The following is a 21,270-nucleotide window of genomic DNA, read 5'->3' on the forward strand; positions in this document are numbered from 1 at the left end:
CTAACAGTCTACAGCTCGCCGAGTAATACCTCGGCATCCCGGCGCAGTGCTTCATCAGATTTTTGACGGGTCTCGCGTGCGGTACCATTCACCGCGCGCTGGGCATGCTCGCGAGCAGCTTGGGTATTGCCTTCTTCTTTCAAGAACGTTGCATAGTAATAGTTCACATCAATACCGTCTGGGCGAATCTCTAGCGCGCGCTGAAACATGCGCTCAGCGGTATTGCTGTTGCCAAAGCCTAACGGCCTGCCTGGTGCGCGGTCGTATAGCGCTCCTAGCGTGACATAAGCCGAGCCATTGCCGCCTTGTGGGTCGATTTCAATGGCCCGCTCCAGCACATCGCGGGCATCGCCCGCGGTGCCTAATGCACCAAGCCCACCGCGTTCACGTGCGTAGGAAGCCAGCACGATGCCTTGCCAGATCAATACTTCCGCTTGATCAGGATGTTGGCTAGCCAATTGCTCAGCCTCACTGGCCAGCGCTTTAAGCGTGCTCTCACGCTCGTTAGCTGGCATCTCAGTGACGGTGTGTTCCCAGCGATTTTTTAGCGAGAATACGTCACCTTCATAAGCCGACACGCTTAATGGGGCTAGCGCTAAGGCGCTACCTAACGCCGCTGCAATGAGTAACCGAGAAAAAGGGGGTGTGCGCATAATAAGCTCCTGGTTTATTTTTGTGCTTTCTAACAAGTAATACGTTTGGTATTGGGGTCTGAAATCACCCACACCCATAATGTAACGAACGTTTGAATGAATCGCCAATAAATAAGCGCTTTGTTAACCACACTGCCATTAGCGTAAGCTGGTGCTCTTTGAGGAGGTGAAAAACGCAATGAAAGGCCGAAATATGACGCGCTGGCGCGATCCAGCGAAAGACCCGCGCCAACAACCTAAGAGCAACCTGATCACAGCAGAGGGTGCGGCTCGCCTACGCGCTGTCTTGGACCATCTATCGCGAGTTAAACGCCCCGCCATTTCGGCCAAAGTCGGCGAAGCGGCCGCCCAGGGTGACCGCAGTGAAAATGCCGATTACACCTATAACAAGAAAGAGTTAAACCGCGTTATTGCGCGTATCGGCTACCTAACAAAACGGTTGGACGAACTGCAAATTGTTGATCGTCTGCCCGCTGACACCAGCAAGGTTTTTTTTGGCGCGTACGTCGATTTGGAAGATGAAAGCGGAGAGCAAGTTCATCTTAGAATTGTTGGCCACGACGAAATCGATACCAAAAAGCGCTGGATCAGTATCGATGCCCCTATGGCCAAAGCACTGCTCGGGAAAGAAGTAGACGACGATATCACGGTACTCACACCCAATGGCGAGACGTTCTACACCATCACGGCGATCCGTTATCCGGGCATGAAATCACCGCCTACTTGAGGCGCTAAGGACTACTCTTCTAACGCGTAATCTACCGTAGTGACGACTCTGATTCGCTTGATATGGGGTGTATAGCTATCAAGATCTTCAATGGAAAAGTAGCCCTGGGTCGCTTGGCGTATTCCCCCAACACCACTACCAGAATCCTCGGCAAACTGCTGGGCTGCATTGCGTGCATCAGCCGTCGCTTCAGCAATCATTTCAGGCTTAATGTCGTCTAAGCCAGTAAACAAAAACTCAGTGCGGTATTCATAGCTAGGCGACAACAGCACGCCTTGACGTACCAAAGCAGTGGCTTGGGGCACCGCCTCTATCACCCCACTAACATTATCAGTACGTAGCAACAACGTAGCCTCAGCCCGATAGCGCTCGTCTGGGCGTTCGCCACCATACATATTGCTAAATTGATCAGTGATACGCGGTGGCGTTACGCTGACGTTGCCCATATCGAAACCACGGGCATCCAGAAATTGGCGAATCAACTGCTCATTGCTGGAAAGTTGCTGCTCTAAGTCAGAAAGCGAATTGGCATTAACAGTATAGTTAAGTGGCCATAGCACCATATCCGCCGCCACTTCGCGCTCGGACAAGCCACGCACGGTGACGCTGCGTGAAGATTGCTGCCAAACCTCCGCTGCCCCTTTGAAGTAACTGCCTCCCCACACTAGCCCCAGCGCCAGCAAACCGCCCAAGATCAACGCACTGCCAATAACGGCCGTCGTACGAACGCTTCCTGTCATTTCCATCTCCTTTTACACGTGTCACCGAAACGAGGCTTACAAATGGCATCATAGACGTAAATAGTCGTCTCAGCAGTGGCGCTTGCTATTTAGCGGCTCGATACACTTTAAAGCGCCGATTATCTGCCAAGGTCTCAAAACTACCGAAGGTGCCTTCCAGCACATCAGGATAAGGAAGAAAGGCATTCGCCACTAACACAAGCTGCCCCTTGGCCGATAAATGATTGGGCGCTTCTGAAATCAGCCGTGCGCTAGGGCTATAGGTAATCTCGCGCTCCTGATGAAACGGCGGATTGCTGATGATCAGATCAAACTGCTCTCCCCCAAGCGCTGAATAGACGTCGCTCTCAAGCACTCGACCACTAAGCTGGTTGGCTGCTAGCGTTCGGCGGCACGCTTCCACTGCAAACGCACTGACATCCACGGCGGTGACCTGATGGCCTCGCGCTGCAAGCCAAGCACTGATAATGCCGTCGCCGCAGCCCATATCCAGCACGTTGAGCGGCTTTTTGGGCAAGCTAGTCGCTATGCTTTCGAGCATTAAACGCGTGCCTTCATCAACCTTGCCGTGACCAAAGACGCCAGGATGACTCACCAGTTTTAAATCCAGCGCGTCAAAGGTTTGCCACGCATTATCTGGCTGCTCCATCGCTACCGTGCGCGTAGCAAACAACGAGCAACGACGAGCATTATCGAGCTTATCGCAGCGCATGCCCAACTCATTCAATATCTTAGGCACGCGCTTGATGCCTCCCTGGTGCTCACCAACAACATCAAGCGGGGTATTTTCAGGCAACACGTGACATAGCCATGTTAGCCACCAGATTCCCAGTTGATGAGCCTTCGGCCAAAACAGCACCACCTGCCCAGCCTGCTGAATAAAGGGTGCATCAAACGGGCTAGCGGCTGCTTTACCGCCGGATGCCCAGTGTTCACGCAGCGCCACATCCCCACTTATCATTGCCGTGGAGTGGGCTTGCAACCAAGCATCAGCAGGCGGCGCAACGGGCCATAAGTTAGCCGCTTGGCCATAGAAACGTTCAAGGAGTTGGCAAGCAGGCAGTTGAGCGCTCATACATCGGCCTCGGGTTTGGTGAAGGTGTAAAGTAAATAGCGACCTAGCCGCCAGTGAGGATCTTGGCGGCAATACTGCTTTTCGAGCGCCAGCAGCGTTGCCTGCTCGCTCTCTTCCGCAGAGGGATGGCGTAAATAGTCCTGAAAAATTCGTATCCCGGCAACGGAATCCATGCGCAGGCCGTTATTCGCTGCCCACTGGCACACTTCGTCGTGGGTGACCGGTGAGATAGGCGTTAACCGCTGTCGCTTACCTTTGCCCTCAAGCTGGTCGCTAAGCGCTTTTTGTAAGTTACCTTTGATGACGTTGGAAAAACGCAACGCATCGCGGTTAAACACCATCAAACTTAACTGCCCGCCGGGGGCAAGCAGACTCGCCAGCGTTTGCACAGCCTGCTCAGGCTCTCCTAACCACTCAAGCACAGCGTGGCAGGTAATAAGCGGCCACGGCCCAGGCGCTTGCTGCGGCAGCGACTGAAGTGGCGCGGCAAGATAGCGCAGCTGTTCTGGTGGCCAAGCATCTGCAGCACATCGCTCGTCATGCCATGCATTTGCATGGGCCAACATATCCTGGGAAGGCTCTGCCATGGTGACCGCGTGCCCACGCTGAGCAAACCAGCCCGAGAGCTGTCCTAAACCACCACCAACATCAAGTACTGGCTGTGCTGTCAGGCGCAGCATTTGCGGCAGCAAATAATCCAGCATCGCCAGCCGCAGCTCGCCACGGGGCGCTTGGTAAAGCGAACGAGAGAACTTATCGACCAAGCCATCGAAATAGCGATCTCCCGCTTGGGTTAGCTCATAGCCTTTTGCAATATGGCTGTTTGAAATATGACTTGTTGATGTATCAAGAGGATGCATGCATGGCGCCAAGCGTTGACTCAAAGTCGCGTAGTTTAACCTGCCTGAGAGCAGAAGGCTTGCTCCGATAGTGAAGACAACGGGGGCTAATTGTCGATGCCAAGCCATACCACGAGTATTGTCTTTCGGATCGAAAACAGCTAATTTGGGAACGTTCCCATTTATTTAAGAAACACGCCACTTATGCCGTCACCTCGGGCCACCCTCATCGAAGTTGCCAAATTAGCGGGTACATCCAAAACCAGCGTCTCACGTTATTTCGGTTCAGAACGCGAACGGCTAACCCCCAAGCTCCAGTCACAAATTGAGCAGGCAGCTAACACATTGGGCTATCAACCCAATCTCATGGCGCGTGGCCTAAAAGGCGGAGGCTCACGGCTGCTGGGTATGCTAGTGGCTGATATACGTAACCCTTTTTCGGTTGCCGCTGTGCATGGCGTGGAGCAGGCCGCTCGAGCCCACGGCTATTCGCTGATCGTATGCAATACCGATAACGACCCAGAGCAAGAACAAACGCAACTAGCGTCGCTGGCCGCCTACCAAGTGGAAGGACTAATCATCAATGCGGCGGGGCAACCTGAATCTCAGTTGCAAGCATTAATGCACAGCGGTATTCCGCTGGTGCTGCTTGATCGCGAAATTCGCCAACTCGATGCCGAGGTTATTGGGCTCGATAACACCCAAGCGATTGATATGGCACTGGATCACTTAGTGCAACAAGGCTATCGCTCAGTGCTTTATGTAAGTGAAGCACCTGAACATGCCAGCGCTCGCCAAGAACGGCTGAAACGATTTAAGCAGCAAGTAAAAACCCTAGGCCTGGACAACCAGACGCTAGTGCTAAGCAGCCTAGATGAACATTCAGCCCTGCCAACATTAAGCGAGTTTACCCGGCGGCCTGCCAGCGCTCCCAAGGCAGTATTGTGCGCCAACGGCAACGTAACGCTCGCGATGGTGCGCGGCTTTCAGCACCTTGGCCTCACGATGGGCTCAATCGGTTTACTAGGCATTGATGAGTTGGAGTGGTGTGAACTCGTGTCGCCAGGCATCACCACCCTTGCCCAGCCAACCGATGCGATTGGTCAAGCCGCAGTTGCCTGCCTGCTTAATCAGCTTCCCCAGCACGCAGGTAAGCTCGCCGTGCAAGCCCGACACTCACCAACGCTAATTGCCCGGGGTAGCACTACCCCCTCAGGATAGCCCTTACCTGCAGCGTTGCGAGACGCCGTACAACTGACACCTCGAAATGGTATCGTTCCCAATCAGCAGCAAAACGAGTGAGACGCCCTATGACACAGTCTGATTCTGCACCCAAAATACTGACCTTCGGCGAAGCCATGGCCATGTTTGTCGCCGATGCCCCCGGCCCTCTTGCAAACATTGAGCACTTTCAGCGCCGTTTGGCGGGTGCCGATAATAATGTCGCGATAGGCCTCTCCAGGCTGGGCTTTCAGGTAAGCTGGCTAAGCCGAGTGGGCAATGACAGTTTCGGCCAATTTATTCGCAAAGCACTGGAAGCTGAGCGTATCGATAGCCAGCATATTCACACTGACTCACAGCGCCCCACAGGACTGCTCTTTAAAGAGCGTGCACAGAACGGCGCTGACCCGCGAGTTGAATATTTCAGACAAGGCAGTGCCGCGAGCCACCTCTCTATTGAGGATGCTAAGAATGTCGACTTTCAGGCACTTACCCACCTACACGCAACAGGCATTACCCCAGCCTTATCTGAAAGCGCTTGCCAGCTTACCCGCCATTTGATGAAACAGGCGCGTGCTCATGGTGCGAGTATTTCCTTTGACCCCAATCTGCGTCCGTCACTTTGGCCCAACGAGAACGTCATGCGCACTACCTTAAATGAACTTGCCAGCCGTGCCGATTGGGTATTGCCAGGGCTGGCCGAAGGGCGCTTGCTGACTGGCTGCGAATCGCCTGAAGCAATTGCCGACTTCTATCTGGCGCGCGGTGTTAAGGCTGTCATTATTAAACTGGGTCCAGAAGGTAGCTACTATCGCGGCAACATCAACGGCTCACTGGAAAGTTGTTTGGTTCCTGGTCAACCAGTCGCTGAAGTAGTCGATACCGTTGGCGCAGGCGATGGCTTCGCAGTGGGCGCGATTAGCGCCTTATTAGATGGTCTTACGCCTCAGCAGGCATTGAACCGCGGCAACTTGGTGGGCGCCCAGGCCGTTCAAGTAGTGGGCGACATGGAAGGCTTACCTAGTCGCCAACAGCTACAGGCACTAGAACAACGCTAAGCCACTAGCATTCGCAAACACCATCCAAGCGACAGGAGGCAGCATGAAAAAGAGCGTCATCGTACTAGGGCGGCTCAGCTCATCTCAATGGGCGGAACTTGAACAGCACGCCCAGTTAGTTGGGCTATCCAAACCATTAGACCTCACTCAACAAGACGTGCTTTCCAACCTAGCGCAAGCGCATGGCATTATCGGCTCCGGCTTGGCGATCACCCCTCAGTTGCTGGACGCAGCGCCCAACTTGAAAGTCATCGCGACCGTCTCTGTTGGCTATGACAACATCCCCGTTGATGAACTGACCCAGCGCGGCATTATGCTGTGTAACACGCCTGATGTGCTTACCGAAACCACCGCCGATACTGGTTTTGCTCTGATCATGGCCACGGCGCGCCGGGTAGTTGAATTAGCCGAGTGGGTCAAAGCAGACAAATGGCAGGCCAGTATTGGCCCTGCACTATTTGGTAACGATGTGCATGGTAAAACCCTCGGCATGGTGGGATTTGGACGTATTGGTCAGGCTGTCGCCAGGCGCGGAGCTTTGGGTTTTGGGATGCGGGTGCTTTACTCCAATGCATCGCACAAACCTGCCCTTGAAAAGGAGCTGGGTGCGCAGCGCCGCGAACTCAACGAGCTGTTGGCCGAGGCCGATTTCGTCTGTGTTACCGTGCCACTCACCGCCGACACCGAACATTTGCTTGGTGCGAATGAGTTCGCGCTGATGAAGCCCTCCGCCATCTTCATCAATATCGCTCGCGGCAAAGTCGTCGACGAAAATGCGTTAATAGATGCCTTGAAAAACGGCGCTATCCAAGCAGCCGGGCTGGATGTATTTGAGCAGGAGCCGCTCCCCTCCTCGTCACCGCTAGCGAAGATGCCCAATGTGGTCGCACTGCCGCATATCGGCTCTGCCACCCATGAAACCCGCGACGCCATGGCCCAGCGGGCGGTGGATAATATTTGCTTGGCACTTCAGGGTGAACGCCCTATCAGCCTGGTCAACGAGGAAGCATATCGATGAGTACTGTTAACACCACGTCTACACCGCTCTGCTTACTGTTCGACTGCGATGGCACCCTAGTGGATAGCGAAGTACTGCTTGCCGAGGTGATGGGTGAAATACTTCCCGAATTTCACCTACCCTTCTCAGCACAGCAATATATGGATGAATTTCGCGGGGTACGTTTCCTGACAATCGTCCAAACGCTGGAACGTCGTTTTCAGACATTGGAAAACAGCAAGCTTTCTCAGCTTGAGGCAGACATGCGGACACGTATGGAAACCCGCATGCGTGCTGAGCTGGTGGCAATACCGGGTATGGCTGCCGCATTGGAGCAGTTAAGCAGCCACCCCAAAGCCGTGGTGTCTAATGGCCCCGAACCCAAAATTCGTTGTGCGCTGGAAAGCACCGAGCTAGGCCACCATTTTGGCGACAAGCTGTTTAGCGCCTATACCTTAAACGTCTGGAAACCCAACCCTGAACTTTATCGCCAAGCCGCCGCCGCAATGGGCCACTCCCCCCAACAATGCGTGGTGATTGATGATGCGGCGGTGGGAGTGGAAGCGGGGTTGGCAGCAGGCATGCACGTCATTCACCTCAACCACTTCCCTAACGAGGAAGTTACCCCCGAGGGTGCCATTGGTATTCAACACGCCCATGAACTGCCCGCCGCTATTGCGCGCTTAGCCGCGTAAGCGACGTCGCGGCGAGCGATCATAGAGTCTCTTTTAAAAGTAGGTAGCCAAACGCTCTTTAACGTTTAACTGGTCATCCACTAACAGCAGTTGGCGCCATTTATCGAAGGTTAAACAGGGATGAGAGGCGCCAAATGCGACGATATCACCGACCTCGACATCCTGAGCCTCTTCGGGAAGGTGCACAAAAGCGTGCTGATCCATAATTTTCGTCACTTCCCAACCAGCCACAGGCAATGGCTGCGAGGCGCTACCTGCTTCCCGGAAACGACGCAGGGCAATAGGTAACTGGTCATGACCAATATCACGCTTCCCAAGCGCCACAATGGCAAGCCCAGGTTCGGGAAGCGACTGCACCTGGGCAAACACTTCCAGAGCAGGCTCAAGCCCCTGCTGTAAATCCGGTCGGCGGTCTAATACCGCTGACTGTGCTTCACGATAAAGCCCATGGTCGTGGACGACATAACACCCAGGCCGTAGCACAGGCGTAAATCGCCCCTGCAGCGGTGCGCCCTCAAAGACTTCTGCAATCACGTCATACCAAGCAGAACCTGAGGCCGTTACGATCGGGTTTTCTTGCGCAAAGCGGCCAGCCGCTTCAAGCTCTACCGCTACATCCACCAGATATTGAGCATAAGCACGAATACCCGCTTCGGGGTTATCCCCGTGAACCACCCCTTCATAGCCTTCCAACCCCACTAGTGAAAGCGCAGGCTCATCAGCAATTGCCTCTGCCAGAGAAAGAATCTGCTGCTTATTGCGGCAGCCACAACGACCTCCGGTGACCCCCACCTCAATCAGTAGCGCCAAATTCAAATCACGCTCCGCAAAGAAACGTCCGAGCTGACGCACGTTTTCCTGACTATCGACCACACAGTAAAACGTCGCGCCCTGCTCAATCAGGCTGGCGATGATGGACATATTGGCCTGACCAACCAGTTGGTTCGCCATCAATATCCGAGTGACACCATTGGTGAAGGCCGCACGACACTGGGGTGCAGTGGCAAGTGTGATACCCCACGCCCCCGCCTGGAGCTGTCGCTGGAAAAGCGCGGGCGTCATGGTGGTTTTGCCATGGGGCGCCAGGTGAGCGCCATGAGCCTCGGCGAATCGTTGCATCCAGGCTACGTTATGAGCCAGTGGGCTTTCATGCACCACGGCAGCAGGCAGGCTGACACCTGATAGAAGGTTTGATCCCAATTCCACACCGCCTTTATCCATTACTAATGGCATTGTCTGCATTCGCCCACTTCCTGTTTAGTTTTCTGTTTAATGAAACACATCAATGTTAGATATTTTCACAACCATTGACTTCAGGTTAGAAACTAACATACTTTCTAAATCAGGCAACCCCTAGGAGTCCACGGTGAGCCAAGAAATCGACATCTTGTCACGTATTACCACTGACTTTGCTGCCCTGCGCGAAGCTGAAAAGAAAGTCGCCGAGCTGATATTTGCTGACATCGAGTTTGTCACCGAAGCAAGCATCGGTGACATCGCCCAGCGCGCAGGAGTAAGTGATGCCAGCGTCACCCGATTTGCCCGCGCTATCGGCTGCACGAATGTGCGCGACTTAAAAACGCGCTTAACACGCGCTTTAGCAGCAGGTCGTCGTTTTATACAAGAAGCGACCCCCGAAGACAGTTCAAGCGTGGTGTATGACATTGCCACGCAAACCTTGGCGCTTAACCGTGATCTACTCGCCCAGGCCGATGTAGCAGGCGCGGTTGAACTGCTGGATCAAGCGCGCCAGATATTGGTATTTGGCGCAGGAGGCGGTTCCAGCATTCTCTGCCAAGAGTTTCAGTTCCGTTTAGTTAGACTGGGCTATGCGATCTGCGCTTACCCTCAAGCACTCTTGCCCCGCATGGTAGCGTCAACCCTAGAGCCGAATGACGTCGTCGTTGTGCTATCAGTCACTGGCTACACCCCGGAGATGGTGGAGTCTGCACAAATTGCCAAGCAGTACGGCGCAAAAGTGATTGCCATCACCGCTCTGAATTCTCCTTTAGCCGAAACATCCGACATTGTGCTACCGATTACTTCTCGGGAAACCGACTTCATCTATCACCCTTCAGCTTCCCGCTACGCCATGCTGGCGGTCATCGACGTGTTAGCGCTTGAACTTGCCATGCGCCACCGTGAGCGTTCACGAACTAAATTACGCCGTCTCAAACTTAGCCTCGATGACCATCGCGGTGGCGACAACCGCCAGCCACTAGGAGATTAAGATGGTTTACGACCTGCTGATTCGTAACGCCAACGTATTGGATGGCTCCGGCGCAGCCCATTTTCGTGCCGATGTGGCTATTCAAGGCGAACGTATCTGCGCCATTGGCGACATGCCCTACGCCACCGCCACAACCATTATTGACGCCCAAGAGCGCTATCTGGCTCCTGGCTTTATTGACGTCCACACTCACGACGACACCAATGTTATTCGTACTCCCGAAATGCTGCCAAAGCTGACACAAGGAGTAACGACGGTGGTGGTGGGTAACTGTGGAATCAGCGCCAGCCCCGTGACGCTCGCTAGCGAAGTTCCCGACCCCATGAATTTATTGGGCAAGCTAGAAGACTTTCGCTACCCAAGCTTCAGCGCCTATGCCAACGCCGTGGACGCTGCCGCACCCAGTATTAACGTCGCCGCCTTGGTGGGGCATACCAGTCTACGCAGCCAGGTGATGGATAGCTTTGCCCGGCCTGCGAATCGAGAAGAAATTGCCAACATGGAAGCGTTGCTAAGCCAAGCGCTAGATGAAGGTGCATTAGGGCTTAGTTCGGGGCTTGCCTACCGCAACGCGATACACGCGCCGACCACCGAAATGGCTCCCCTGGTGGCCGCCGTCGGGAAATCAGGCGGCGTCTATACCACCCATCTTCGTGATGAGTTTGCGGGTCTGCTAGATGCCATGGACGAAGCATTTGCCACTGCTCGCAGTGGCCAGGTGCCCCTGGTGATCTCGCACCTAAAATGCGCCGGCGCGGGTAATTGGGGAGGCGCGGGTAAGGCGTTGGGTAAATTAGAGGCAGCCGCCCAACATCAGCATGCTCACTGCGACTGCTACCCCTACACCGCTGGCTCCTCCACCCTCGATCTCGGCCAAGTGACAGATGAGATTGAGATCACCATTACCTGGTCGACACCGCACCCAGAGCAGGCGCGCCGCCCACTTAAAGAGATCGCCGCCGAGTGGGGAGTATCTCTTTTAGACGCTGCCAAACAGCTACAGCCAGCGGGGGCGGTTTACCACAACATGAGTGAAGCGGATATGCAGCAAGTGTTAGCGCATCCGCTCTCCATGGTCGGTTCCGATGGTTTACCGAACGACCCGCACCCTCACCCGCGTCTTTGGGGTGCATTTCCGCGTGTACTAGCTCACTACAGCCGCGATTTAAAGCTAATGCCGCTAGCCGAAGCGGTGCGCAAAATGACCAGCCTTTCGGCAGCTAATTTTGGCTTAACAGATCGTGGCGTGATCCGCATAGGCGCCTACGCAGACCTCACCCTTTTTGATCTGAAAACTCTTGAAGATACAGCCAATTACGAGACCCCTATTGCGGCCGCTAGAGGCATCGAAATGGTCATAGTGAACGGCAAAATCGCCTATCACCAGGGCACAATTTCAGACCAACGCGCAGGCAGGATGCTGCGCAGAACAGAGCGCATTTTGCAATCAATTCCCACCTTTCACCCCAACTAGGAGCAAACCTCATGAGCATTACACGATACGGCACCGAAGGCGGCGTAGGCACCGGCGGTCAGAAGCTGCCCTTTGCCCGCGCTGTAGAGGCAGGTGGCTGGCTATACGTCTCCGGCCAAACTCCCATGACCGATGGCGAAGTCGTTGAAGGCGGCATTGTTGAGCAGACTCGCCTCGCCTTCAACAACTGCCTGGCCATTATGCATGAAGCTGGTTACGGCGTTGAAGATGTCGTACATGTCACCACCGTGCTCACCGATGCGCGCTATTTCAGCTCTTTCAACAAAGTGTTTAAGGAGGTCTTTGGCGACAACCCACCGGCACGCATCTGCAGCGTTCAAGACTTGGTGGTGGATTGCAAAGTTGAGGTTGACGTGAAGTGCTTCCGCGCTGATCGCGCCTAAACACCTAAAAATAACTACCACAAAAAAAGCGCCGTACCCCGGCAAGGGCACAGCGCCAGATTACCGCGTGATTCAGATAAAAGCCCTGCGGTAATCGCTTCCATTGCCTACCTCCGGCCGCGGCAACGGCCGGATCAACAACGATAAGAGGTTAACATGAACAGCCAACTATTCCTTACCACCTTTGTGCTCTACATCGTCGCCATGATTGTGTTTGGCTGGTGGATTTCAAGACACAAACGCAGCAGCGGTGACGACTTCTTGCTCGGCGGGAGAAGCGTACCGCTCTTTCTTACCGTCGGCACCACGGTTGCCACCATGGTAGGTACTGGTTCAAGCATGGGTGCCGTTGGGTTCGGTTATGCCAACGGCTGGGCAGGCGCTTTATATGGCATTGGCGGCGCAATTGGAGTTTTACTACTCGCCGTGTGTTTTGCCCCCGTTCGTAAGCTGCGTTTTATGACTATGAGCGAGGAACTCGCCTATTACGTCGGCGCCAACCGGTTGGTGCGCAATGTGGTCGCGCTACTTATCTATATTGCCTGTATAGGCTGGCTGGGCGCCCATATTCTTGGCGGTGGCCTTTACCTCTCTTGGATGGCGGGTATTGATCTAACGACTGCGCGTATTCTGGTTGCTCTGGGCTTCGGCATTTACTGCGTGGTCGGCGGTTATTTCGCAGTTATCTGGACTGACACTATTCAAGCGGTCGTACTGTTCGCGGGCTTTATCTTGATGGCAATATTGGCACTGATCGAGGTTGGCGGCTTCTCAGGTCTTACAGCAGGTATGGATGCGGGCGCCGCTAGCTTTCTAGGCATTGGTCAGATTGGCGGACTACCGGCGCTATCGCTTGCCGCCGTTATTGCTATCGGCGTACTGGCAACACCCTCTTTTCGTCAGCGCATCTATTCAGGTAAATCAGTGGGCTCGGTACGCCGCTCGTTCTTAATCACCGGCGTTCTTTACTTGGGCTTTTCGATCATTCCCGCGATTATCGGTATGGCCACCCACGCGCTTAACCCTGGGCTCGAAAACAGCAACTACGCCTTCCCTTTTCTAGCCACTGAAATCATGCCACTTGGGCTGGGCTTACTGCTGTTGGTAGCAGGCCTCTCCGCCACCATGTCGAGTGCAAGCTCCGATGCGATTGCCGGCGTTTCCACGCTGATTCGCGATCTGTATGTGCTGGCAACGGGCCGCACGCCCTCCGCACGAAATGTTGTGCGCTTCTCACGTATTGCACTCGTAGCAACCATTGGTCTGGCACTGCTGTTCGCACTAGCCTCGGATAATGTCATCACCTACATCACCCGTATGATCTCGACAATTCTGTCAGGACTGTTTGTGAGTGCCATGCTCGGTCGCTTCTGGCCCCGCTACAACTGGCAGGGCGCGATCGCCACGCTAATTTGCGCGTCGGTGACTTCTTTAACGATTATCGCCAATAGCGACTGGACAGCCTTCTGGGGTAACCCAAGCATTCCTGCGGTGCTTGTAGCACTGGTAGCAGGCGTGATGGTAAGTCTAGTGACACCCGCTTCCCGCGTTACCCCGGAGCAGGCGCTAGCGATTCTTGACCAAGAGCGCCAGCGAATGGAGCAAGTGCCCGAGCCAACACTCACCAGTGATGAAGTGCCCGCTGCATCTCGCTAATTATTAGCCAGTAGTGCGCCAAAAAGCCCCGCTGATGAATTACCTCAGTGGGGCTTTTATAACCCATTGGCGGGGCTGGGCACGCGATCGATAATCCATTGGGCATCCTTACGAGTCGAGACAATCCGGGGAAGTCTCTGGCGGGTTCAACACTGTTTTGGATTTAGCGGGGGATTAGGTAAGCCCAAGTAGGGCTTCTGCTAACTTAACGTCATCGTAACGGTCTATATCAGCGTTATCCGCTGCAAGATCCGTATCGATAATTTGAATACCCATCTGCTTACTGATGATTTCCATCTGCTCAGTTGAAACACTCAGTAACTGCGAATCAAACAGCAGAAAGTCTATTAAGGGTCGTTCTGGCGACCTCGTTTGAGGTTTGAATGACATAGACTTGAATGGCACTGGTTTGAGTGACAAGTGGTGATTGAGCATTCTAATCTGGTCAACCAACGTCATCCCAAACGTTTCAAGATCGGTTCCCAAACTAGGCACATACACCCTCGGCGCTGGATTTTTAGCCAATGCTTTGGTCACGCCTTTGGGGAGTAAATTGGCAATAATGCTGCTGTAAAGACTACCCGGTGGAAAAACCAGCAGCTCAGCAGAGTCGATGAGTAAGCGAGTTTCTTTACAAACTTTGGAGACATCCAAAGTATCGATATCATCCGCTTCCCCCGATAGTTTTATCGATTTAATGGGTGAATCAATTTTTGCTGTTTCTTTGCCGGTAAAGCAATGCTGCCCGATAATTGTCTGGCCATTCTCTAACAACACCTCTAGCTGAAGGTCAGCGTCAGTTGTTGTGCGAACAGTGCCGCGTGTTTTGATGAGCTGACCAAATAGAAAAGCAATCGGGTCCAGTGAGCGATTGTGAATAAGGTAGCCACCGGTCAAGATCAAGTTCCCCACGCTGGCCCCAGCGAGGTCAAAATCCTGTGGCATGTGTTTATAAAACGCAGTGATATAACTCTGAATCAGCGACCGCATAGGCTCTGCAATCGCCTTGAGCAGTGGATGCTTAGCGCTCACCAGTGCCTGTAGGCTTTGCTCCAGCACGGCCTTCTCTTCGCTTTCTTTCAGCTCATTAGCCGTCAGACGATGCGAAAACAGTGCAGCAACGTCAGGATGGCCAGTCACCGAATCGTCAGCCAATGAAAGTAACCGAGCTCGCAAGTCTCCAACGGCAGGCATCGCAAAAGCTCGACGCAATTCGGCGGAGCTGCCACCAGAGTCAAAAGGGGTCACAAGATGAATCGAGTTATGCGTGTAGTCTGTCAGTACCTCAGAGAAGTGCCTGAGTGCCGAACCACCGCTGAAAAAAAGTATTTTTGGCCCTAGTTCCGGCGTTTTACGGTATCTGGCAAGACGCAAATCCTGCCCCTGAGAAAGCTCTCGGGGCATATTAACATGAGCACAAGTAAAGCGATTTTTCTTCATACAACCCTTTGAATTGTAACGAAAACGTAACATAAAAAATGGCACAGTTACTTATAGTAATCCCCCCTTGATTGACACTTTTTACGGTGAGGCAGTCTATCAACGCATCAATTCTAGAGCATTTTTATTTTCTACGATTCGAAGTCGAAAATCACTTCGAGTTAGTTGAAGTTTATGTGACTCAGCCAAGTGGCTCTACTGCGCGACGCCTAATTAATCGCAAGGGTTACCGGAACACGCTACTGGAGAAAGTTGAACTTGCCGTAGCGGTTGATGTACATCGACGTAAAGTCGACGGTGCAGGTTTTCAACAATCCAAGTCGCTTGAGCGCTTGGCAAGATTGCTTGACCAACTGGGGCAGGCCTGCCAAGAGTTTACCGCTATCAATGCTCTGAAACAGCTCCCAGACAAGTCACGTAAAGAGTATGCCAAGCTGATTCGATCGATAGGTAAATCATTGAAGTTGGTGATGATTAATGTCGATGATGCAAACACTCGACAAGGCCTGAAAGTCGGTCACCGAATTCCCAAAATAACCGCCCGCTTAACCGCTGCTTTCGAGCCTGGCGCTTCGGGCATGCGTAACAACGCCGTAGTGGATTTTCAACTTCACCGCATGATTCATCTACTTTCGGAGCTTGCCGACGCCCTACTCTCCGCTAACTTTGGCCCCGCCGTACGCTTACAAAACTACAAGCAGCTGCAAAACGCCGCTCACGTAATGACCGCCCAGAGTGACGATTTTACCGTTGAGCGGCTGGCGCTTACCCGCAGCGGCAGCACCATCGCTACCCTTAAAGCCGAGCACGCCACCTCTGGCAAAATGATGGCAGTCTACAAAGAGGGGGAAAGTCAGAAAGTAATTGAAGAGCTTTACGGGGTAGACCAATGGAAGCGGATCTACCCCAAGGTGGCGCCCACGGTGCTCTCGCATCATGTCGAGCAGGGAGATGAGCTGGGTTCGATGGTGATCGAACACCTCCCCGGCCGGACGCTTGAATCGCTGCTGTTAAACGGCCAGTGGAAATCGGCCAAGCAACTTACCCGCACACTCCAGCGGACGTTGAGGAAAATCTGGAAGACGTCACGTACCAACGAATCTGCTCAGCCCGAGTATATGCAGCAGTTGCGTAAACGGATGCCGGAAACCCGCCACACTCACCCCAGTCTGCTTAGTACGGGCCAGCTAATTTGTGGACTGTCTCGGCCAAGCTTTGACCAGTTGATCGATCACGTTGAAAACCTTGAGCAGCACATCCGGGCACCGTTTTCAGTCCTGATCCACGGTGACTTCAACGTCGACAACATTATTTATGACGAATTCAAAGACCGTATCTATTTTATCGATCTGCACCGAGCCTCTTACTCTGACTATGTTCAGGACTTATCAGTACTCATGGCATCCATTTATCGGCTGCCCATTATGGATGTTTCCCCACGGGCCGAGTTAATGGCATTGATCCGACAGCTATATCAATTTGCGTGTCGATTTGCCAAAGACAATAAAGATACAAGTTTTGATGCGCGTCTAGCCATTGCATTAGGGCGCTCCTTTGCGACATCCACGCGCTTTATATATGACAAAAGCTTTGCCAACCGACTCGCGCTAAGAGCGAGCTACCTGCTAGAAGCAATCACACTTCTGAACCCTGAAGAACTTGAGAACTACAGGTTTCCCCTAGAGGACATTTTTAATGACTAAAAAGCGGATTGCAGTTATCGGGATACCTGGCAAGTGGTCAACCGAAGTTCTTGCAAATCACTTGGAAAAGCACACCGGCTTCCGCTGCATCGTCGATATGTCTGAAGTAGTGCTAGAGCTAGAGACAGGCAAGCTACGCTACCGAGACATTGTCCTCAACGAGCTTGACGGGGTGATCATCAAAAAAATAAGCGAAACGTACTCCCCTGCTGCAGACGATCGTTTACGGATGCTTAACAGCCTTGAAGCGGATGGAGTGCGCTGCTTCAGCAGCCCAAGCGAGGTAATGCGTTTAATTAATCGTCTTGAGGGCACTGGCGCATTGGCCGCGGGCGGCATTGCTCTACCATCAACACGTGTTACAGAAAGTATTGAGGCTGCATTAAAGGCCATCAAGGTGTTCGGAACAGCAATCCTAAAACCACTCTACTCGACCAAAGCCCGAGGCATGGTGGTGTTAAAAGCGTCCGATGGTGTCGCGACCAACACACAAAAGTTGAATAAGTTTAAGTCTAAACATGGACTTTTTTATCTACAGAAATTCGTTAACTTAGGTGGTCAGGACTTAGGCATGGTCTTTCTGGGCGGCCAGTATTTATGCACCTATGCCCGTGTTGCCAGTGGCGATGCATGGAACACAACGATACACAGCGGTGGAAAGTATCAAGCCTATGAGCCAAGCCAGGAACTGATTGAGCTTGGCCAAAAAGCCCAGTCATGCTTCACGCTAAGCTTTACCACCGTAGATATTGCATTGACCGATGAGGGCCCTGTGGTATTTGAGGTTTCGGCCTTTGGCGGATTTAGCGGCGCGTTAAAAGGCTGTGGCATCGATGCCAGCGAAAAGTTATGTGATTATGTTCTTAGCCAACTTGAAGTAGAGGCCGGCGAATGACCCACCTGTTTGATGAGAAGCAAATAATGCTGGCTAAGGCTGCTTGTCTCTACGAGCTACCGTTGGTGTTCCACGGACTAACACTGCATGTGCTGGCTGATAATCCAGCTATTCTGGACTATCTTAAGCAGTACTACGCCAGCTTGACGGCAAGTACCTCTCCTCACACGCTCTCCCCTCACACGTCCTCTCCTCACGCTGAACAGCGGATATTCCTGCTCGATAGGCAGTTTGATACCAGCGGGATCGATTGGATGCCCGTTAAGCGCAACAAAAGCAGTTCTCTTGGCCTAAAAGAAGCCTATGTGGATACACCGAAAGGACGCTGGATACATAAAGTACGTACGGGAATGGTGCTATTCCAGTCGTTAACCGACCCGGTTGCGACTGGCGATTTAACCCAACATCGATCTCAAGTAGTCAATTTTATAAACAATCAGTTTCTTAATTATCATCAGCGTGACGGCTACCTATTGGGCCACGCATCAGCCTTTGACATTAATGGCAGTACCACCGCCATTGCCGCGAGTTCAGGTGGCGGCAAATCGACATTAATGCTGAAAGCGCTAGAGAGTGAAAAAGCGCGCTTTCTCTCTAATGATCGGATTTTGTTTAAGCCACAAGAGGGTCAGGTCAACGTTATCGGTGTCGCCAAACATCCGCGCGTTAACCCAGGCACGCTGCTTAACTCTGAACGCTTGGTTGCGCTGCTTACCAGCGAGGAGTGCGCCAAGTTGGACCGCATGCCGAAAAGTCAGCTGTGGGATCTTGAGCAGAAATATGATGTGCTGATCCCCAACGCCTACGGCGAGAACAAAACTGCTATTTCTGGAAAGCTACGTAATCTGGTACTCCTTGACTGGTCCTTAAGCTCACTGGAACCCACACGTTTGAGCAGTGTGGATAGCGATAAAACGCCAGAGGCACTTGAGGGTTTACGCAAAAGCCCTGGGGCATTTTTTCAGCAGGCGGATGGCCGTTTCCCTCCCGAACAGACTCAATCTGTCGAGACCTATGCCGATAACTTACGGGGCGTTCAAGTGCTGCGCCTTACCGGCAGCATAGACTTTGAGCGTGCCATTGAACTGCTGCAAGCCAAAGGCATTCTCTGATGGTGGCACTGGCTCTAATCAGGCATGGTGAGTACGCACAACGGGCGGACACACCTAGCGCCCTACAGCCTTATCCGCTGACCGCTAAAGGGGCAGCAGACGTTAGGCAGCAAGCTCGGCAATTCGGCGAGTGGCTATCTACGTCAGGCTACCAACTGACTAGCGAAATACACTCCTCGACACTGTTAAGAGCCTGGCAAACAGCTGAGATCTACCGCGAAGAGCTAGCAACACTCTTTACAGATCCCCCCTACTCACGCTGCTTCTCAGCCCTTTGTGAACGCAGTGTTGGAGCGCTGGCCAACCTCAGTGTTAAGGAAATAGAAAGGATCGTTGCCCAGGATCCTCGCCTAGCGTCCTTACCAGAAGGCTGGAAATCAGCCAGCCACTTCAAGCTGCCTTTCGAGGGTGCAGAATCCCTGATCGAGGCAGGCGAACGAGTCGCGGCGCACTTAACGGCACTTTTAAAGACACCATCACGATGCGCAACGGATAACCGACTACAGCTGGTTGTTGGCCATGGCGCATCCATACGTCACGCTAGCTATCATTTAAATGTAATACCCTTCAGCGATATTAAGCGGTTAAGTATGTTTTACGGACACCCCGTCGTTTTTGAGCAACAGGCGGAAGGCTGGAACCGATTGTATGGAAACTGGAAGCACCGGCACTTGGCAGACCCAATCGATTAAAAGGTGGCAACTTATAAGATGGCGACGATGACCGCGTTGGACTTTATTCCGAAGGTAAGCAAGCAACCGTATCATGATGCTATCTTGGCGCGCCTGCCGACAGATTGGGTCCCATGGCCTAATGACCAAAGCTCGGTCAACCATGATGATGCATTGAGCACCTTTCTAAAGCGCTCACGGAAAAGTTGCTTTGCCTGGCCCAAGCAGCCTGTCGTATTTATCTCCGACCCTCACGCCGATGCCGAGGCTTTTGAGGCCTCATTAATTGCCGCAGGAGTGATTGAGCGGGATGGACCGCACCCGTGTGAATACGAGCTGACTAAGTTCGGTACAAAAGCGGAAATTGTGGTGGGTGGAGACTGCCTGGACAAAGGGCCGAGCAACCTGACGATGCTACGCAGTTTAGCTCACTTATACCGTCTTAACGCGAACATCACCCTGCTTGCCGGCAACCATGATTTACGCTTGCTCATGGGGCTACTATCCCTGAAACGCGAGACAGATGCCGGAAGCCAGCATCTCTTTGTTCGCATGGGCAAGAAAGTGGTTCCACTGTTCAAAGAAGTCTTCGACCAGTACTTAGCCGATACTCAATGGGACAGAGAGATACCTTCTGAGGCTGCATGCCGTAAAGCCCTTTTCCCAAGCGAGGCATGGTTCGAGAACTTCCCTTTCTATGCCGCAGGTTTTCTTACCCCTGAAGGTATCGATCGTGAAATTAGCAAGATGGAGAGCAAAGCCCAGAGTTTTGAGGCACATTGCGCAAAAGTCGACCTATCACTCCAGCAAGTCTACGCGGCTGCCATGAAATGCCGCTCGCTGTTCCTAAAAGAATCAGGCGAGTTTGGCTGGTTTTTTCGCCGGATGCAGCTCGTAAAGAAGCGTGGCTCATTTCTGTTCCTGCATGCTGGTCTTGACGACAAGATGGCCGAACTACTCGCTAATCATGGCGTAAAGCATGCCAACCAAGCCTTCAAAAAGAACCTGTTGAGCCAAAATTTATTCAGCTTTTATTATGGCTCACTCGCCAATACCTTCAGAACGAAATATCGCAAAGTCGACCTACCCCTTACTCCGTACGGCGCCAACGTTGCTCGCCGGGCGGGTATTCAAGTACTAGTTCACGGTCATATCAACCAGCACTTTGGGCAACGAGTAACGCTTAAAAACGGTCTCATCCATATCGAAGCCGATATCACTCTGGATGCTCACTCCAGAAAAAATGAAGGGCTAGATGGCCAGGGTGTCGGAGTAACACTCATTGATAAAAAACGCGGTGTTATAGGCCTTAGCTGCGATTACCCCCAGGCAAAAGTGTTCAAACCCAACCGCAAAGGAAAACTGGCGGGAGCTAACTAAATGAAGTCAAAAACTAAGTTCAGCCACGACTCACTACTAGATCGTCAGTCAACCCAAGCGCTTTTGGTCACTCTGGCAAATGCCATCAAAGAAGGCGAGTTAGCCTTTCAGGAAAGTGGCGATGACCTAGTGCTTTCACCTCAACAGCTATTGCAAGTTTCCCTGCGGGCAAGCGATGAAGGCGATAAACAGGAAGTGGAAGTGAAGATTAAATGGCGCACCAAAGAGAAAAAAATTTCCGATACACCGCCAAAAATCAAAACCAGCGCTGGAAAACAGTAACCTCATCAGCAACAGGAT

At 52.8% G+C, this 21,270-nt stretch carries 21 protein-coding genes; 15 read left to right on the forward strand and 6 right to left on the reverse strand.

What is annotated here, in order from left to right; translation table 11 throughout:
- Positions 1 to 8: 8 nt before the first annotated feature.
- Complete coding sequence (locus tag INT21_RS13345; RefSeq protein WP_193061240.1) at positions 9 to 653, reverse strand: hypothetical protein; 645 nt, start codon at positions 651 to 653, stop codon at positions 9 to 11.
- 178 nt (positions 654 to 831) lie between these two features.
- On the opposite strand from INT21_RS13345, the gene greB reads away from it, so the two are divergent.
- Entirely contained in the window at positions 832 to 1,380 is a 549-nt protein-coding gene (gene greB, locus INT21_RS13350) for a transcription elongation factor GreB (RefSeq protein WP_193061239.1), read from the forward strand.
- Between the two features lie 11 nt (positions 1,381 to 1,391).
- Here greB and INT21_RS13355 read toward each other — a convergent pair whose 3' ends face one another.
- From INT21_RS13355 to INT21_RS13365, 3 genes are all read right to left on the reverse strand, one after another.
- Positions 1,392 to 2,120: an SIMPL domain-containing protein gene (locus tag INT21_RS13355; protein ID WP_089037575.1), complete on the reverse strand. Its 729-nt coding sequence runs from the start codon at positions 2,118 to 2,120 to the stop codon at positions 1,392 to 1,394.
- An 85-nt stretch (positions 2,121 to 2,205) separates the two neighbouring features.
- The gene (locus tag INT21_RS13360; RefSeq protein ID WP_193061238.1) at positions 2,206 to 3,195 is read right to left on the reverse strand and encodes a methyltransferase; all 990 of its coding nucleotides are present in this window, start codon (positions 3,193 to 3,195) and stop codon (positions 2,206 to 2,208) included.
- Positions 3,192 to 4,055, reverse strand: a complete 864-nt coding sequence (locus INT21_RS13365; RefSeq protein WP_193061237.1) for a methyltransferase domain-containing protein — start codon at positions 4,053 to 4,055, stop codon at positions 3,192 to 3,194. The genes INT21_RS13360 and INT21_RS13365 overlap by 4 nt, the downstream gene beginning before the upstream one ends.
- Positions 4,056 to 4,238: 183 nt before the next feature.
- On the opposite strand from INT21_RS13365, the gene INT21_RS13370 reads away from it, so the two are divergent.
- From INT21_RS13370 to INT21_RS13385, 4 genes are all read left to right on the forward strand, one after another.
- The gene (locus tag INT21_RS13370) at positions 4,239 to 5,255 is read left to right on the forward strand and encodes a LacI family DNA-binding transcriptional regulator (RefSeq protein ID WP_193061236.1); all 1,017 of its coding nucleotides are present in this window, start codon (positions 4,239 to 4,241) and stop codon (positions 5,253 to 5,255) included.
- 89 nt (positions 5,256 to 5,344) lie between these two features.
- Positions 5,345 to 6,313: a sugar kinase gene (locus INT21_RS13375; protein ID WP_193061235.1), complete on the forward strand. Its 969-nt coding sequence runs from the start codon at positions 5,345 to 5,347 to the stop codon at positions 6,311 to 6,313.
- A 43-nt stretch (positions 6,314 to 6,356) separates the two neighbouring features.
- Entirely contained in the window at positions 6,357 to 7,331 is a 975-nt protein-coding gene (locus tag INT21_RS13380; RefSeq protein ID WP_193061234.1) for a 2-hydroxyacid dehydrogenase, read from the forward strand.
- Positions 7,328 to 8,005 (forward strand): HAD family hydrolase, encoded by a 678-nt coding sequence (locus INT21_RS13385; RefSeq protein ID WP_193061233.1) that lies wholly within the window; start codon positions 7,328 to 7,330, stop codon positions 8,003 to 8,005. Before INT21_RS13380 ends, INT21_RS13385 begins: the two co-directional genes overlap by 4 nt.
- Positions 8,006 to 8,038: 33 nt before the next feature.
- Here the strand turns inward: INT21_RS13385 and INT21_RS13390 are convergent, their stop codons facing one another.
- On the reverse strand, positions 8,039 to 9,247 hold the full coding sequence (locus INT21_RS13390; protein WP_193061232.1) for an amino acid deaminase: 1,209 nt from the start codon (positions 9,245 to 9,247) through the stop codon (positions 8,039 to 8,041).
- A gap of 124 nt (positions 9,248 to 9,371) precedes the next feature.
- On the opposite strand from INT21_RS13390, the gene INT21_RS13395 reads away from it, so the two are divergent.
- From INT21_RS13395 to INT21_RS13410, 4 genes are all read left to right on the forward strand, one after another.
- Positions 9,372 to 10,235, forward strand: a complete 864-nt coding sequence (locus INT21_RS13395; RefSeq protein WP_193061231.1) for a MurR/RpiR family transcriptional regulator — start codon at positions 9,372 to 9,374, stop codon at positions 10,233 to 10,235.
- A gap of 1 nt (position 10,236) precedes the next feature.
- Positions 10,237 to 11,709, forward strand: coding sequence for an N-acyl-D-amino-acid deacylase family protein (locus INT21_RS13400; RefSeq protein WP_193061230.1), 1,473 nt, complete (start codon positions 10,237 to 10,239; stop codon positions 11,707 to 11,709).
- An 11-nt stretch (positions 11,710 to 11,720) separates the two neighbouring features.
- Positions 11,721 to 12,113: a RidA family protein gene (locus INT21_RS13405; protein WP_038485767.1), complete on the forward strand. Its 393-nt coding sequence runs from the start codon at positions 11,721 to 11,723 to the stop codon at positions 12,111 to 12,113.
- 156 nt (positions 12,114 to 12,269) lie between these two features.
- Positions 12,270 to 13,769: a sodium:solute symporter family protein gene (locus INT21_RS13410; protein ID WP_193061228.1), complete on the forward strand. Its 1,500-nt coding sequence runs from the start codon at positions 12,270 to 12,272 to the stop codon at positions 13,767 to 13,769.
- 174 nt (positions 13,770 to 13,943) lie between these two features.
- Here the strand turns inward: INT21_RS13410 and INT21_RS13415 are convergent, their stop codons facing one another.
- Positions 13,944 to 15,242, reverse strand: coding sequence for a GAK system CofD-like protein (locus INT21_RS13415; protein ID WP_226924660.1), 1,299 nt, complete (start codon positions 15,240 to 15,242; stop codon positions 13,944 to 13,946).
- A gap of 143 nt (positions 15,243 to 15,385) precedes the next feature.
- Between INT21_RS13415 and INT21_RS20670 the strand changes: the two genes are divergently transcribed.
- Genes INT21_RS20670 through INT21_RS13445 form a run of 6 tightly spaced genes read left to right on the forward strand, consistent with a single transcriptional unit; the run spans position 15,386 to position 21,252 of the window.
- A complete protein-coding gene (locus INT21_RS20670) occupies positions 15,386 to 16,912 on the forward strand; it encodes an aminoglycoside phosphotransferase family protein (RefSeq protein WP_193085330.1) in 1,527 nt (508 codons plus the stop codon).
- Positions 16,905 to 17,807: a GAK system ATP-grasp enzyme gene (locus tag INT21_RS13425; RefSeq protein ID WP_193085331.1), complete on the forward strand. Its 903-nt coding sequence runs from the start codon at positions 16,905 to 16,907 to the stop codon at positions 17,805 to 17,807. Before INT21_RS20670 ends, INT21_RS13425 begins: the two co-directional genes overlap by 8 nt.
- Entirely contained in the window at positions 17,804 to 18,919 is a 1,116-nt protein-coding gene (locus INT21_RS13430; protein WP_193068759.1) for an HprK-related kinase B, read from the forward strand. Before INT21_RS13425 ends, INT21_RS13430 begins: the two co-directional genes overlap by 4 nt.
- Complete coding sequence (locus INT21_RS13435) at positions 18,919 to 19,611, forward strand: histidine phosphatase family protein (protein ID WP_193068760.1); 693 nt, start codon at positions 18,919 to 18,921, stop codon at positions 19,609 to 19,611. Before INT21_RS13430 ends, INT21_RS13435 begins: the two co-directional genes overlap by 1 nt.
- 18 nt (positions 19,612 to 19,629) lie before the next feature.
- Positions 19,630 to 20,970: a metallophosphoesterase gene (locus tag INT21_RS13440; protein WP_089037560.1), complete on the forward strand. Its 1,341-nt coding sequence runs from the start codon at positions 19,630 to 19,632 to the stop codon at positions 20,968 to 20,970.
- Positions 20,971 to 21,252 (forward strand): amphi-Trp domain-containing protein, encoded by a 282-nt coding sequence (locus INT21_RS13445; protein ID WP_193061222.1) that lies wholly within the window; start codon positions 20,971 to 20,973, stop codon positions 21,250 to 21,252.
- Positions 21,253 to 21,270 lie beyond the last annotated feature (18 nt).

Source organism: Halomonas sp. 3F2F, from assembly GCF_014897805.1.
Classification (GTDB): domain Bacteria; phylum Pseudomonadota; class Gammaproteobacteria; order Pseudomonadales; family Halomonadaceae; genus Vreelandella.